General features: G+C 67.0%; 13 protein-coding genes. 10 read left to right on the top strand and 3 right to left on the bottom strand.

The features are described from left to right. From pafA to MRBLAR12_RS02030, 10 genes are all read left to right on the top strand, one after another. A complete protein-coding gene (gene pafA / locus MRBLAR12_RS02075; RefSeq protein ID WP_229994974.1) occupies positions 1–1,365 on the top strand; it encodes a Pup--protein ligase in 1,365 nt (454 codons plus the stop codon). Between the two features lie 112 nt (positions 1,366–1,477). Next, complete coding sequence (locus MRBLAR12_RS02070; protein WP_364743177.1) at positions 1,478–2,413, top strand: FKBP-type peptidyl-prolyl cis-trans isomerase; 936 nt, start codon at positions 1,478–1,480, stop codon at positions 2,411–2,413. A gap of 49 nt (positions 2,414–2,462) precedes the next feature. After that, positions 2,463–2,858: an FKBP-type peptidyl-prolyl cis-trans isomerase gene (locus tag MRBLAR12_RS02065; protein WP_018772903.1), complete on the top strand. Its 396-nt coding sequence runs from the start codon at positions 2,463–2,465 to the stop codon at positions 2,856–2,858. A 378-nt stretch (positions 2,859–3,236) separates the two neighbouring features. After that, positions 3,237–5,276 (top strand): helix-turn-helix transcriptional regulator, encoded by a 2,040-nt coding sequence (locus tag MRBLAR12_RS02060; RefSeq protein ID WP_364743173.1) that lies wholly within the window; start codon positions 3,237–3,239, stop codon positions 5,274–5,276. A gap of 5 nt (positions 5,277–5,281) precedes the next feature. Beyond that, positions 5,282–5,665 (top strand): hypothetical protein, encoded by a 384-nt coding sequence (locus MRBLAR12_RS02055; protein ID WP_364743170.1) that lies wholly within the window; start codon positions 5,282–5,284, stop codon positions 5,663–5,665. Between the two features lie 35 nt (positions 5,666–5,700). Continuing rightward, on the top strand, positions 5,701–5,970 hold the full coding sequence (gene tatA / locus MRBLAR12_RS02050) for a Sec-independent protein translocase subunit TatA (RefSeq protein WP_229994969.1): 270 nt from the start codon (positions 5,701–5,703) through the stop codon (positions 5,968–5,970). A gap of 48 nt (positions 5,971–6,018) precedes the next feature. After that, positions 6,019–6,813 (top strand): twin-arginine translocase subunit TatC, encoded by a 795-nt coding sequence (gene tatC / locus MRBLAR12_RS02045; protein ID WP_364743737.1) that lies wholly within the window; start codon positions 6,019–6,021, stop codon positions 6,811–6,813. A 24-nt stretch (positions 6,814–6,837) separates the two neighbouring features. Next, the gene (locus MRBLAR12_RS02040; protein ID WP_229994968.1) at positions 6,838–9,786 is read left to right on the top strand and encodes a DEAD/DEAH box helicase; all 2,949 of its coding nucleotides are present in this window, start codon (positions 6,838–6,840) and stop codon (positions 9,784–9,786) included. Between the two features lie 105 nt (positions 9,787–9,891). After that, positions 9,892–11,547 (top strand): amidohydrolase, encoded by a 1,656-nt coding sequence (locus MRBLAR12_RS02035; RefSeq protein ID WP_364743165.1) that lies wholly within the window; start codon positions 9,892–9,894, stop codon positions 11,545–11,547. A gap of 453 nt (positions 11,548–12,000) precedes the next feature. After that, the gene (locus MRBLAR12_RS02030; protein ID WP_229996184.1) at positions 12,001–12,747 is read left to right on the top strand and encodes a polyprenol monophosphomannose synthase; all 747 of its coding nucleotides are present in this window, start codon (positions 12,001–12,003) and stop codon (positions 12,745–12,747) included. A gap of 110 nt (positions 12,748–12,857) precedes the next feature. Here MRBLAR12_RS02030 and MRBLAR12_RS02025 read toward each other — a convergent pair whose 3' ends face one another. From MRBLAR12_RS02025 to MRBLAR12_RS02015, 3 genes are all read right to left on the bottom strand, one after another. Further along, a complete protein-coding gene (locus tag MRBLAR12_RS02025) occupies positions 12,858–13,205 on the bottom strand; it encodes an RNA polymerase-binding protein RbpA (protein WP_026266329.1) in 348 nt (115 codons plus the stop codon). A gap of 419 nt (positions 13,206–13,624) precedes the next feature. After that, positions 13,625–14,581, bottom strand: a complete 957-nt coding sequence (locus tag MRBLAR12_RS02020; RefSeq protein WP_229996015.1) for an SPFH domain-containing protein — start codon at positions 14,579–14,581, stop codon at positions 13,625–13,627. A gap of 89 nt (positions 14,582–14,670) precedes the next feature. Then, positions 14,671–15,132, bottom strand: coding sequence for an NfeD family protein (locus tag MRBLAR12_RS02015; protein WP_090580549.1), 462 nt, complete (start codon positions 15,130–15,132; stop codon positions 14,671–14,673). Between the last annotated feature and the right edge of the window lie 82 nt (positions 15,133–15,214).

The raw sequence follows: 15,214 nt of genomic DNA, 5'->3' as shown, positions 1-15,214 counted from the left end.
ATGGACAAGCGCATATTCGGCATCGAAACCGAATTCGGAATTTCCTATTCAAGCCCGGAGTCCCGGCCGCTGGCGCCCGAGGAAGTGGCCCGCTACCTCTTCCGCAAGGTGGTCAGCTGGGGACGGTCTTCCAACGTCTTCCTGACCAACGGCTCACGCCTCTACCTGGACGTCGGGTCCCATCCGGAGTACGCCACGGCCGAGTGCGACGACCTCGCCCAGCTGATCGCCCATGACCGCGCCGGGGAGCTGATTCTATGCGACCTCGTGGACGAAGCCCAGGAACGGCTGGCAGCGGAGGGATTCAACGGGACCGTGTACCTGTTCAAGAACAACACGGACTCGGCCGGGAACTCCTACGGCAGCCACGAAAACTACCTGATCCCGCGCCGCGGGGAATTTTCCCGGCTCGCGGAGATCCTCATCCCGTTCCTCGTGACGCGCCAGCTGATCGCCGGGGCCGGCAAGATCCTCAAGACCCCGCACGGGGCCACCTTCGCGTTCTCCCAGCGGGCCGACCACATCTGGGAGGGCGTCTCCTCCGCCACCACCCGCTCCAGGCCCATCATCAACACCCGGGACGAGCCGCACGCGGACGCCGAGTTCTACCGGCGCCTGCACGTGATCGTGGGCGACTCCAACATGTCTGAAACGACGGCGCTGCTCAAGATCGGCACGGTGGACCTGATCCTGCGGATGATCGAGGCCGGGGTGATCATGCGCGACATGCGGATGGAGAACCCCATCCGCAGCATCCGGGAAATTTCCCACGACCTGAGCGGCCGGGCACTGGTGCGGCTCGCCAACGGCCGGCAGCTCACGGCCCTGGAAATCCAGCGCGAGTACCTGGGCAAGGTGACCGCGTTCGTGGCCGAGCACGGTGCGCACAACGCACACGTGCCGATGATCCTGGACCTCTGGGAGCGCACCCTGGACGCCATCGAAAGCGGCGACACGAGCACGATCGATACCGAAGTGGACTGGGCCATCAAGAAAAAGCTCATGGACAACTACCGGGAACGGCACGGGCTGGGGCTTGACGCGCCCCGGATTGCGCAGCTGGACCTGACCTACCATGACATTTCCCGCGGCCGCGGCCTCTTCTACCTGCTCCAGGCACGCGGGGCCGTGCGCCGGGTGGTGGACGACACCGCGGTCAAGGATGCTGTGGATGCCCCGCCGCAGACCACGCGTGCCAAACTCCGCGGCGACTTCGTCCGGCGCGCCCAGGAGCTCGGACGCGACTACACGGTGGACTGGGTCCATCTGAAGCTGAACGACCGCGCCCACCAGACCATACTGTGCAAGGATCCGTTCCGGAGCGTGGACGACCGGGTGGATGCGCTGCTGGACTCGATGGGCTGATACCCAGCTTGGCACGTTATTCTGGGGGTAGGGCCGCCTTGCGGCCGCTGCTTTCTTTGCCGCGGGAAACCGAACGGCACTGAGTCCACCTTGCCTCGACGAAAGTTTCCAAGTGCGCCGACTACTAGCAATTCTTCTTCCCGGACTGCTGCTGCTGACCGCCTGCGGCGGCAGCGAAGCGCCTCCGGCTCCGGAACCCACCAGCCAGACCGCGGGTGAGACCGCCAAGCTGGACTCAGTCAAACTGACCGAGAACGGTGACAAGAAGGCCCCCGGTGTCGAGTTCACCAAGCCGCTCGACGTCAAGGAACCCACTGTCAAGGTGGTCACCGAGGGCGGTGGCGACCGGGTCAAGGCCAACCAGATCGCGGACATTTCGATCGTTGCCTTCAACGGCACGGACGGTGCCACCCTCGAAGACACGTTCCCCAACGATCCCGAGCCGCTGGAGCTGAACGACGAACTCAAGACCAGCAGCCCCGTGATCTACAACGCGTTCGTGGGCGCCAAGGTTGGCTCCCACATCGCCCTGGCCGTTCCCGGCCAGGCCGCCGCCGAGGGTACCGAGGCCAAGCCGACGCAGCTCCTGATCGTCAAGGTCCTCTCCGCCAAGGATGCTCCGCCGGTCTTGGACAAGCCTGAGGGCGACGCCGTCACCCCGCCGGCCGGCCTGCCGACCGTCAAGGAAAACGACAAGGGCATCCCGGAGATCTCGGTCACCGGCGTCAAGGCTCCGACCGAGCTGGTCTCCCAGGACCTCATCACCGGCAAGGGCCAGGCCCTCAAGGAGACCGACACCATCACCGTCAACTACGTCGGCGTGGCCCTCGCCACCGGCAAGGTCTTCGACTCCAGCTTTGAAAGCGGCAAGAAGGCCACCTTCCCGCTGACCGGTGTCATCAAGGGCTGGACCCAGGGCCTGACCGGCAAGACGGTCGGCTCCCGCGTCCTTTTGGTGGTCCCGAAGGACCTCGCCTACGGTGATCAGGGCCAAGGCGACGCGAAGGGCGACCTCGTCTTCGTCGTCGACATCCTCGGCGTCAAGTAATCCACCGCATCCACCACACGTCAATACACGTCACGTCAAAGGAGTAACCATGTCATTTGGACAGCGCAACCTCGACCGCGAGAAGCCGGAAATTGACTTCCCCGAAGGGGACGTCCCCACCGAACTGGTCATCACCGACCTGATCGAAGGGGACGGCGCCGAGGCCAAGCCCGGCGACACCGTTTCCACCCACTACGTGGGCGTCGCCTGGTCCACCGGTGAAGAATTTGACGCCTCCTGGGGCCGCGGCGCGCCGCTGGACTTCCGGGTCGGCGTCGGCCAGGTCATCCAGGGCTGGGACCAGGGCCTGCTGGGCATGAAGGTCGGCGGCCGCCGCCGCCTCGAGATCCCGTCCGAGCTTGCCTACGGCTCCCGTGGCGCCGGCGGGGCGATCGGCCCCAACGAGGCCCTGATCTTCGTCGTGGACCTCGTCGCCGTCCGCTAATCCCCACCGGCCCCCTATCCTCGCAAGCTCGGACAGGGAACCCTGCGGGCGTGGGCCCACCCACCCGCCCCCTATCCTCGCAAGTCCGCACCGGCTCCACGGACAGGGAACCCTGCGGGCGTGGGCCCACCCACCCGCCCCCTATCCTCGCAAGCTCGGACAGGGAACCCTGCGGGCGTGGGCCCACCCGCCCCTATCCTCGCAAGTCCGCACCGGCTCCACGGACAGGGAACCCTGCGGGCGTGGGCCCACCGGCCGGTGGTACCAGCAGGAAATATGCTGCTGACATGCACAAAGCGCGGTAACAATCGGAAAAGTTCTTCCGGCTGTTGCCGCGCTTTCGTTATTTTCGGGGACCGGCTTTAGTACCCTTGCGTGGTGTCCGCCTCACGTACAGAACGTCTCCTGAACCTGCTCATTGCCCTGCTCAACACCAAGTACGGCCTGCGCCGCGGTGAGCTGCGCGAAAAGGTGTACCACGACACCACGAGCAGTGACGTCGCCTTCGGCCGCATGTTCGAACGCGACAAAGGCGAGTTGCGCCAGTTTGGCTTTGACGTCGAAACCGTGACGGACACGGGGTGGGGCTCCGACGACCCGGCAACCACCCGCTACCGGATCGGCAAGGAATCGAACCGGCTGCCCGACGTCAGCCTCAGCCCCGAGGAATGCACTGTCCTGATCCTCGCAGCGCAGCTCTGGGAGCATGCCGCCCTCGGCTCCGCCGCCGTGGACGCGGTCCGCAAGCTGCAGGCCGCCGGCGGCCTCGTCGACGCCGAACTTCCCACCGGCGTCCAGCCGCGCATCCGGCCCGCCGGCCAGGCCTTTGAAGACCTGGTCGCCGCGATGCATGCCCAGCACCCGGTCAGGTTCAGCTACCTCGCCGGCAGCACGGGCCAGGAGCAGGAACGCTTGGTGGAGCCCTGGGGCCTGGGCAGCCGCTTTGGCCAGTGGTACCTCGTGGGCCAGGACCGCGGCCGGGGGGACAAACGGTTCTTCCGGTTGTCCCGCCTGACGTCCGCCGTGACCCTGCTGGAGAAAGAGGGCTTCACGCCTCCCGCCGCGTTCAATGTCCGCGCCGAACTGGCCGCCCTGGCCGAGCTGCCGGTACAGAGCGCCGTCGTCGATGTCGAGAAGGGACGGCTCCTGGGGCTCCGCAAACGCGCCCAGCCGGCTTCGGAGCCAGCTCCGGAGCCCGGGGCCCTGGATCTGGAACCCGGGGCCCGGCTGCCCGCGGCCGGGAGGGACCGGCTCACGGTGCCCTTCCGCGATGCAGAGACGCTGGGCGAGGAGCTGGCCTCCTATGGTCCCCGGGTCACCGTGATTTCACCTCCCGAACTCGCCGGCGCCGTCCGCCGCCGCCTCACCGGCGCCGCCGCCTTCGCCGCCAGACCCGTTCCGGACGTGGCCTTCCCTGAAGCCGGACGCGCCGGGCGAACCCGCAAGCGCACCTCGGAGGACCAGCTCAAGCGGATGCTGCAGCTCGTCCCCTTCCTTGTCCACAACCAGGGACTGCATATCAGCGAGGTCGCGGCCAGATTTGGGATCACCCGCAAGGCGCTCGAGGACGACCTGCGGATCCTGATCTGTTCAGGCCTGCCGGAAGGCTACCCCGACGATCTGCTGGACATCCAGTGGGACGATGACCACGTTTTCATCACCCAGGACCTGGACCTGACCCGCCCCGTACGTTTCACCGTGGACGAGGCCTGCGCCCTCCTGACCGGCCTGGAAACCCTCAACGGCCTGCCCGAGCTCGCCGAAGGCGGCGCACTGGAATCCGTGACGCTCAAACTCATGGCCGCTGCGGGGGAGGAGGGGGTGAAGGCGGCTGCGCTGTCCGGCCCCGAGGTGGCCCCCGGCAACTCTGCCACCCTCGAAACCGCCCGTGCGGCCATCAGGTCCGGGGCGCAGCTGCACTTGAGGTACTTCTCGCCGCAGCGCGACGCCGTGTCCGACCGCGACGTGGACCCCTTGCGGCTCTATTCACTGGACAACACGTGGTACCTCGAGGCGTACTGCCACTCTGCCCAGGGCCTGCGCAACTTCCGGCTGGACAGGATCGAAGCCCTTGAGCCCAACGGCCGGCCGGCGGCCGCGACGGCGAAACCGGCGGACAGCTTTCCGGTGAAACTGTTCACCCCGAACGACGACGACACGGTGGTGGTGGTGGAACTTGCGCCCCGTGGCACGGGTCTCGCAGACGACTACTACGCCGAGAGGACCGCGGCGCTGCCCGGCGGCGGCATGCTCGCCGAAATCCGGTTCGGCAGTACGGACTGGCTGCCAATGTTCGTAGCCCAGCACGGCGGAATGGTGCGGATCCTGCAGCCAGACGCCCTCGCGAACGCGTCCAGGGAATGGCTCGCCGCTGCCCTGGCGCAATACGAAGCCTCGTCGGATCGCCCGATAGACTGATCAGCATGCCTTGGTGGTCCTGGATCCTGATTTGGATAGCGCTCGTCGCGCTGTCGCTGCTCTTCTTCGGCGTGCTCGGCGTGCGGCTGTACCGGCAAGCCATGACCACGCTTGAGGAATTGGGTGAAGCCGCCGAACGTTTTTCCCGCCTGCCCTCACCTTCGGCCCCCGAGGCCGGGTCCGCAACGGCCGACGCCGGTGCCCCGGACGGCACGGACGCAGGCCCCCGGCCGGTTCCCGGCGACGCCGTTTTTGCCTCGCCTGCCCGGATGCGACATGATTACCACGCATCCAAGTCCGCCCGGCAGAACGTCCGCCGGCTGCGCCGCATCCAGCGCAAGAAGGACCGCGGGCAACCACAGGCGCTGAGCGACATCGAAACGCGTTAGTCATAGGATGTATTCAAACGAAAGGACCTCCCCCCATGAGGCTTGAAGGCTGGCATCTCATCATCATCATCGTTCTGGCATTGGTGCTTTTCGCTGCGCCGAAGCTGCCGGGCATGGCCCGCAGCCTGGGCCAGTCGATGCGCATTTTCAAGTCGGAAGTCCGGGAAATGAAGAAGGACGGCGCCTCCGACGCCAAGGATGGCTCAGAGCCGGTCGAAGGCAGGGTTATCAACCACCCGCAGGCCGGCGCACCGGAAAGCCGCACGGGCGACGGAACCGACGTTCCGCCGTCGACCCGCGCCTAAGTCCGTATGGCATTGACCATGAGCCGTCGATCGAACCCCGAGGGGAGGATGGCGCTCCTCGACCACCTGAAAGAGCTGCGCAACCGGCTCTTTAAGGCGGCAATCGCCGTCGTCCTTGGGACGGTAGTGGGTTTCCTTGTCTACCAGCCAATGCTGACGGCGCTGATCAAGCCGATCCGCGACCTGAACGAGCACGAGGGCCGTCAGGCCACCCTGAACTTTGACGGCGTCGCGAGCTCGTTCGACCTCATGATCCAGGTGTCCGTGTTCCTGGGCCTGATCATCGCCAGCCCCGTCTGGCTCTACCAGCTGTGGGCCTTCATTGTGCCCGGGCTGCACAAGAAGGAACGCCGCTTGGCCCTGTCCTTCGTGGCCGCGGCCGTGCCGCTGTTCGTCGGCGGAGTCCTGCTGGCCTGGCTTGTGCTGCCCAACGCCGTGCGCGTCCTGACCGATTTCACGCCGACGGGCGGCTCCAACTTCATCAGCGCCCAGGTGTACCTGTCCTTTGTGCTGCGGCTGCTGCTCGCCTTCGGCATCGCCTTCCTCCTGCCGGTGGTCCTGTTCGGGCTGAACCTGGCCGGCCTCATCAAGGGCCAGCAGCTGGTCAAGAGCTGGCGGATCACGGTGTTCCTGGTCTGCCTGTTCGCCGCGATGGCCGCCCCCGGCGCCGACGCCATGAGCATGTTCTACCTGGCCGGACCCATGCTGGCGCTGTTCTTCGCCGCGATCGGGCTCTGCCTGCTCAACGACCGCCGGCGCGAGCGACGCGCCGTCAAGCATGCGGCCGAGACCGAAGCCACGGCCGACCAGGCCACCCCCAGCTCCGAGCTGGAGAACCTCTAGCCTTTCGCGCACTAGGCTGGAAGCATGTCGTCACACCCCGGGCCGGAATCGCCGTCCGAACGTTACCGCGCCAGCGTCGAGCGGGCCGCCGAAGCCAAAACCTATCTGGGCGGCTTCATCCGCTCGCTCGAATTCGAACTCGATGACTTCCAGCGCGAAGCATGCCTGTCCCTGCAGGCGGGCCGGGGCGTGCTGGTGGCCGCCCCCACCGGCGCCGGGAAAACCATCGTGGGGGAGTTCGCCATCTATCTGGCCCTCCAGCGCGGTCTCAAAGCGTTCTACACCACGCCCATCAAGGCCCTGAGCAACCAGAAGTACGCCGAGCTGGCCGCCAAGTACGGCGCCGCCCAAGTGGGCCTGCTCACCGGCGATACCAGCATCAACGGCGACGCCCCCGTGGTGGTGATGACCACCGAAGTGCTTCGCAATATGCTCTACGCGGACTCCGACACCCTCGATGACCTCGGCTTCGTGGTCATGGACGAAGTCCACTACCTCGCTGACCGCTTCCGCGGGGCGGTGTGGGAGGAAGTGATCATCCACCTGCCCAGCGAGGTCCAGGTGGCATCGCTGAGCGCCACGGTCTCCAACGCCGAGGAGTTCGGCGCATGGCTCGACACCGTCCGCGGGCAGACCGACGTGATCGTCTCCGAACACCGCCCTGTGCCCCTGTGGCAGCACGTTATGGTGGGCCGGAAGATCGTGGACCTGTTTGCCGGCGACACAACCTTTGACGAGATCGCCCCAGCCGGTGAGGCAGGGGGAAGCGAGGCAGCTGACGGTCAGGCAGTTGCCGGCCGGGCCGCTGCAGGCAGTGTCCCTGCGGCCGTTGGCTCCGCGGCCATCACCGCAGAGCTGCCCGGGCGGGCCGGTTTCGAGGTCAACCCGGAACTGCTGTCCATGGCACGGGCCGAGAGCCAGATGAATTTCCGTGGCCGCTTCGGCCATGGCGGCCGCAACCAGCGGCGGAACCAGCGCCAGCGGGACGAACCGCAGAGCGCCCAGCGCAGCCCGGTGCGGAAGGCCAGCCGGCCGCAGGTTATCGCCAGCCTGGACCGGCAGGACCTCCTGCCGGCCATCACGTTCATTTTCTCGCGGGCCGGCTGCGATGCCGCCGTGGCCCAGTGCGTCGCGGCGGGACTCTGGCTGACCACCGAGCGCGAACAACAGATCATCGCCCAGCGCGTCGACGAGGCCGCCCAGGACATCCCCTCGGACGACCTCGATGTGCTTGGCTTCTGGAGCTGGCGGGACGGCCTGCTGCGCGGACTCGCCGCGCACCACGCCGGCATGCTGCCGACGTTCAAGGAGGTTGTGGAGAAGCTGTTCGTCGACGGGCTGGTCAAGGCCGTCTTCGCCACCGAAACGCTTGCCCTCGGCGTCAATATGCCGGCCCGCTGCGTGGTGCTGGAAAAGCTGGACAAGTTCAACGGCGAGGCGCATGTCAACATCACTGCGGGGGAGTACACCCAGCTGACCGGCCGCGCCGGACGCCGCGGCATCGACGTCGAGGGCCACGCCGTCGTCCTGTGGCAACCCGGCACGGATCCCGCGGCTGTCGCCGGCCTCGCCTCACGGCGGACCTACCCGCTGAACTCCAGTTTCCGGCCCACGTACAACATGTCCATTAACCTCCTGGCGCAGTTCGGCCGGCCCCGCGCCCGGGAGATCCTCGAATCGTCCTTTGCCCAGTTTCAGGCGGACCGTTCCGTCGTTGGGCTGGCCCGGCAGGTCCGGAGCCGGGAAGAGTCCATCGCCGGGTTCAGCAAGGCCATGACCTGCCATCTGGGGGATTTCACCGAATACGCGCGGTTGCGGCGGGCCCTGGGCGATGCCGAGACCACCGCCTCCAGGGGCAGCTCCCGGGCTAAAAAGTCCCTCACCGAGGACTCCCTGAGCCGGCTGCTTCCGGGCGACGTGGTGGATGTCCCCGGCGGCAAGTCGCCCGGACTGGCCGTGGTGCTCAGCTCCGACCACGAATCCCGGGAGCCCCGTCCCGCCGTCATGACGCTGGACAACCAGCTCCGCCGGATCGGCCTGCACGACGTCGAAGGTCCGTTGTCACCGATCACGCGGATCAGGATTCCCAAATCCTTCAACGCCAAGGTCCCCAAATCCCGCCGCGATTTGGCGTCCTCGGTGCGCAACGCCATCCGCGAGCACCGGCCGCCTGCGCCCCCGCGCCGCGACGACGACTTCGGCCGGGCCTCCGCAGCGCCCAGCCAGGAGAAGCGGATCGCCGAGTTGCGCCGGGAGCTCCGCGCCCACCCGTGCCACGGCTGCAGCGAACGCGAGGACCATGCCCGCTGGTCCGAACGCTGGTGGAAGCTCCGCCAGGAAACGGACGGGCTCATCCGACAGATCCAGGGCCGGACCAACACCATCGCGAAGACCTTTGACCGCGTATGCGGCGTCCTGACGGGCTACGGCTACCTTGAGACCTCGGACACCGGCGTGCTGTCCATCAGCCCGGACGGGCAACGCCTGCGGCGGATCTACGGCGAAAAGGACCTGCTGATTTCGCAGTCACTGCGGATGGGCGCGTTCAACGACCTCGACGCCGCCGAGATCGCCGCCCTGGCCAGTGTGCTCGTCTACCAGGCCAAGCGCGAGGACCGCGGCCTGCGGCCCAAGATGCCGAGCGTGTCCCTGGAATCCGCGGTAGACACCGTGGTCCGGGAATGGTCCGCGCTGGAGGATGTGGAGGAGGCCAACAAGCTCCCTCTCACCGGCGAGCCCGAACTCGGCCTCGTCTGGCCGATCTTCAAATGGGCCAAGGGCCGGCACCTCCAGGACGTGCTGAGCGGCACCGACCTGGCTGCAGGCGACTTTGTCCGCTGGGTCAAACAGGTGATTGACCTCCTGGACCAGCTGGCCGACATCCCGAACCTCGACCCCCGGGTTGCGCGGCTGTGCGCGCAGGCCATCAAACTCATCAAACGCGGCGTCGTCGCCTATTCCTCCGTGGCGTAGGTAGCGGGCCGTGCCGGCCCGCTACCTGGCCCCCTGCCGGGCCTCCCACGACTTTCGAACCCGCCGGCGCTGGACCGGCCACCAGTTACAAGGAGTTCCCGCCCCATGACCGATTCGCCGGCAGCCCCCGCCCCCCGCAAAGTCACGCTGTACCGCAACGGCTCCGTCTACACTGCGGCCGATCCCTTTGCGACCGCGATGCTGGTCGACGGCGACACTGTCGCCTGGGTCGGTTCCGAGCAGGCCGCCACGTCCATCGCGGACTCCTCCATGGAGGTGATCGATCTGCAGGGCGCGCTGCTGGCCCCCGGCTTCGTCGACTCCCACGTCCACGTGACGGAAACCGGAATCGCCCTGGCTGGGCTCCAGCTGGCCGGCGTGCGCTCGGCAACTGAACTGCTCGACGCCTTGGCCGCCTTCTCCCTCTCTGCTTCCAGCGCGGATGGCCCCGTCCTGGGCCACGGCTGGGACGAGAGCACATGGTCCGATCCCACTCTGCCCACCCGGGACGATATCGAACGCGCGGCCGGCGGCCGCCAGGTTTACCTGTCCCGCGTGGATGTCCACTCGGCCTTGGTTTCAAGCTCCCTGGCGGCGTCGGCCGGCCTGGACGGGCTCGACGGCGCCGCCGGCAGCCAGGTCAAACGCGGGGCGCACACCGCCGCCCGCCTGGCAGCCCGCCAGCTGCCGGCAGACACCCTGCGCACCTACCAGCGGCGTGCCCTCGCCGAGGCCGCCGCCAACGGTTATGTGGCCCTCGCGGAGATGGCGGCACCCCACATCGGGAGCATCGAGGACCTGCAGCTGGCGACGGCCTGGAATGAAGGCCCGGACGCCGTCCCCGAGATTCTGCCGTACTGGGGCGAACTGGCCACATCGCAGGAACATGCCCAGTCCATCCTTGCCGACCTGGGCGTATCCGTTCTGGGTCTGGCCGGCGACCTCAACATCGACGGCTCGATCGGCTCACGGACCGCCTCCCTCCGTGCGGACTACGCCGACGCACCAGGAGAGCGCGGCAACCTGTACCTCTCCGTGGCCGAGGCCGCCGCCCACCTTGCGGCGTGCTCGCTGCTGGGAATCCAGGCAGGTTTCCACGTGATCGGCGACGCGGGCCTGGACGCTGCCTTGGACGCCCTCGACCTTGCCGCGGCCGAGGTGGGGGAGCAGCGCGTCCGCGCCGCGGGGCACCGATTCGAGCACGTCGAGCTCGCGGATCCCGCGGCCATCAGCCGGCTGGCACGCTATTCGGTCACCGTCAGCGCGCAGCCGGTCTTCGACGCCCTGTGGGGTGGCGGGAACGGCCTGTACCAGCAGCGGCTCGGTTCCCGCCAGCTGGGAATGAACGCCTTTGGAAGCCTCTACGCGGCCGGTGTGCCGATCTGCTTCGGCAGCGACAGCCCGGTGACGCCGCTGCGGCCGTGGTCCAGCGTGCGAGCGTGCCTGCAGCACACCAACCCTGCGGAACAGATCTCCGCCCGCGCCGCGTTCCTGGGCCACACACGGGCCGGCTGGCGGGCCGCCCGCTACCCCAACCCCATGGCCGGGCAGCTGGTGCCGGGGGCACCGGCCAGCTTCGCGGTATGGGAGGTCGAGGAACTCATGGTCCAGGTTGCCGACGGCCGGGTGCAGTCCTGGAGCACCGACCCGCGCGCCCGCACACCGCTCCTGCCGGCGCTGGACACCGGCAGCGATCCTGCCTGCCTGCTGACGGTACGGGACGGCCGGGAACTCTACGCCAGCGGCGCCGTCGGAGCCTGAGCCCTGGGCGACCAATCCACGGCCCGTCATCCGGCCGGCGGAGCCGAAACATTCACGGCCGTAACCCTGCCCTGAACTGGGACGATGGACATAACGGCAGGTCACGGCTCGGTTGACAGATCGGTCCGCCCCCGTAGCATTGAGGGGCAACGGAGGGTTGCGTACGGCGCAGGCTCCGTCAGTCCCGGTCCATCCCAGGTTGCCGCACCCGCGGGAGCTCTACTGGTCATGACCCCGGGCACCCCACGGGGCGGGTCTACTTCGCAGCAGAAAACGGTTCCGGCGCCGCAATTCGAGGCCTGCCGGAACTGGCCCGAAGCGGGTGGACCTGCCCGGGGGGTCACGCGGGCCCATGACGGGCGCGCAACTCCCTATAATGGGAAGTTGCGCCTGAATATCCGGAACGAATGACGTTCGGCGCACCGACCGCTCCCTTCAAGGAAAGGCCTCGCTGTGCGTGTCCTCACCATCATCCCGACCTATAACGAGCTGGAATCGTTGCCCAAGACCCTCGGTCGCCTGCGCACAGCCGTGCCCGCTTCCGACGTGCTGGTTGTCGACGACAACAGCCCCGACGGCACGGGGCAGCTGGCGGACCGTCTGGCGGCCGACGACGGCCAGGTCCACGTCTTGCACCGCGCCGGAAAGGCGGGGCTGGGAGCCGCGTACATCGCGGGCTTCAAGTGGGGCCTGGAGGCCGGCTACGACATCCTCGTGGAGATGGACGCCGACGGTTCGCACCAGCCCGAGCAGCTGCCCCAGCTGATCGAAGCTGTGGAGCAGGGCGCGGACCTCGCCATGGGCTCACGCTGGGTTCCCGGGGGCAGTGTGGTCAACTGGCCGCTCTACCGCCAGGCCATCAGCCGAGTCGGCAGCACCTACGCCCGGATCATGCTGGGCGTGAAGATCAAGGACGTCACCGGCGGCTTCCGCGCCTTCCGCCGGACCACGCTCGAGAAGCTGAACCTGGATGCAGTGGACTCGGTCGGCTACGGCTTCCAGGTGGATCTGGCCTGGCGCGTGGCCAAGCTCGGCCTGACCATCGTGGAACGGCCCATCACCTTCGTTGAGCGTGAGCTCGGCGCTTCGAAGATGAGCGGCAATATCGTCGTCGAAGCCATGATCAACGTCACCAAGTGGGGACTCACTGCCCGCTGGAACAAGCTCCGGGGCAAGCAGGACAGCCGGCAGAACGCCTAGCAGCACGGACGGCTCCCGTTCCCGGATGGCAATCCGGACCAAAAAGGGCCGGGCCCGCATCAACAGAGTGATGCGGGCCCGGCCCTTGCCGTAGCCGGTGCGCTGGGGGTCTAGGCCGAGCGGCGTTCGCCCCGGCGTTCGCGCAGGATCGTGAGGCGGTCTTCGAGGATCTGCTCGAGCTCGGGCAGCGAGCGGCGCTCCAGCAACATGTCCCAGTGCGTGCGCACTGCCTTTTCGTTGCTGTTGACGGGGCGTTCGCCGTCGACCAGCAAGGCCTCCTTGCCCGTCTTCGAAACCCAGACCGGGGGGATTTCGGCTTCCGAGGAGAACGTCACGAACACCTGCTCGCCGTCCTCGCAACGGTATTCAACCCGCTGGCGCGGAGCCGGTTCGACGCCGGATTCGGTCTCCATGCTCTGTGCGCCAAGGCGCATACCCCGCAGGCTGCGATCGCTCATCTTTTCTCCCTCTATTCGGTTCGCAGGGTCCAGCCCTGCGTTGTCCGGGGACCGTCAGGCGCCGGACTTCTGGTTGCACCGCGCTGTACCGTACCTGGCCCGTTTGGCCCGGCCAGATGACAGTTGCCAGTGGACAAAAACTGCTTGGAACGTCATTGGAATCAACGCTGTGCGGAGCGTTTTTGTTCCGGACGGCTGAACCGACCGGACAAATATTCAAGTATACGGGAGTGGTGCGGGCGAGGTAAAGCGAGTAGCCCCGCGGGGTGAACTGCGTAGGCTGCACCCGACCGGCCCGTCGTTGAATTGGCCGGCCCCCGCAGCTGGGCCTAAACGGCCGGGCTGCGGGGGCCAGCAGGGACCGCGCAGGCTGCGCAGTTACGCAGGCGGCGTCCGAGTGATCCAATGCGGACTGGGGCTCAGGGCCGGCTCCCTTGGCCGTCTGCACCGGCCGGCGCTGACGGCGGAACAACGTCCGGCGTCGGGGACGCCTGCTCTTGCACGGCGTTTGCCCCCAGCACGTTCCCGATCCCCTTGAGTGCCTCGCCTACCTCGCTGGGAATGATCCACAGCTTGTTCGAGCTCCCCTCGGCTATCTTCGGGAGGGTCTGGAGGTACTGGTAGGCGAGCAGCTTCTGGTCCGGGTTGCCCTTGTGGATCGCGTCAAAGACCTTCTGAATGGCCTGCGCCTCGCCGTCAGCGCGCAGGATCGCGGCCTTGGCGTCGCCTTCGGCCTTCAGGATGGACGACTGGCGCTGGCCCTCGGCGGTGAGGATTGCGGACTGTTTGGTGCCTTCTGCCGTCAGAATGGCCGCGCGGCGGTCACGTTCGGCCCGCATCTGCTTTTCCATCGAATCCTGGATCGAGTGGGGCGGATCGATCGCCTTGAGCTCCACACGGGAGACCCGGATGCCCCAGCGTCCGGTCGCCTCGTCCAGGACGCCACGGAGCTGGCCGTTGATCTGGTCGCGCGACGTCAGCGCTTCCTCAAGGTTGAGGCCGCCAACCACGTTGCGCAGGGTGGTGGTGGTGAGCTGCTCCACGGCCTGGATGTAGTTGGCGATCTCGTAAGTGGCGGCCCGTGCGTCAGTGACCTGGAAGTAGACCACAGTGTCGATCGAAACGACCAGGTTGTCCTCGGTGATGACGGGCTGCGGCGGGAAGGAAACCACCTGCTCACGCAGGTCGAGCAACGGCAGCAAGCGATCCACAAACGGGATCAGCAGGGTAAGCCCGGGATTCAGGGTGCGTTGGTATTTGCCCAGCCGTTCAACGACGCCGGCCCGGGCCTGTGGAATGATCCGAACCGACCGGACCAGCACAATAATTACAAACACAATTAGTACCAGCAGCACAATTGCGACTGCGATATCCATACTTCACCTATTCCCCAGTTGTTTGGTTTGGTCTCGCTGCGGCAGTTCCGAGGCCCTCCGGACAGCACTGCCCGCAGAACTGCTGTCCCTTATTGGATTGCCGATTCCGGCTGCGGGGCCACGATCGCGGTGGCACCGTCGATGGCGCTGACCACAGCCTGCTGTCCGGGCACCAGCACTCCCGATTCGGACCGTGCACTCCAGACGTCGCCGCCAATCTTGACGAGCCCGCCGCTTTCGTTCACGGCCTCCATGACGACGGCGGATTCGCCGATAAGTCGTTCGATGTTGGTGCGCTGATCCGCCGGGCCCCGGTGCAGATGCTTGAGGGCCACCGGCCGAACGAAGCCAATCATGAGCAGGGACACCACGCAGAAGGCGATGATCTGAAGCCACGGATCCGCACCGGCGAAGTCCGCCACGAGCCCGGCGAGAGCGCCGCCGCCGAGCATGATGAAGAACAGGTCCAGAGTGATCATCTCGACCACGGCAAACAGGAGAAAGAGCGTGAGCCACAGGGCCCACCAATTCTCGATCAGCCATTCAGACATCAATTCCCCCTTTAGTTCCGGGAGCTGCAGGCACAGTTCCCCAGTAACTGTCTTTCCATCCTAAGCGGCAGGACAATAGCTG

The organism is Arthrobacter sp. LAR12-1-1.1, from assembly GCF_040676555.1.
Taxonomy (GTDB): domain Bacteria; phylum Actinomycetota; class Actinomycetes; order Actinomycetales; family Micrococcaceae; genus Arthrobacter.
Note: the sequence above shows the minus strand (reverse complement) of the source record. Positions and strands in the feature narration are given on the sequence as shown.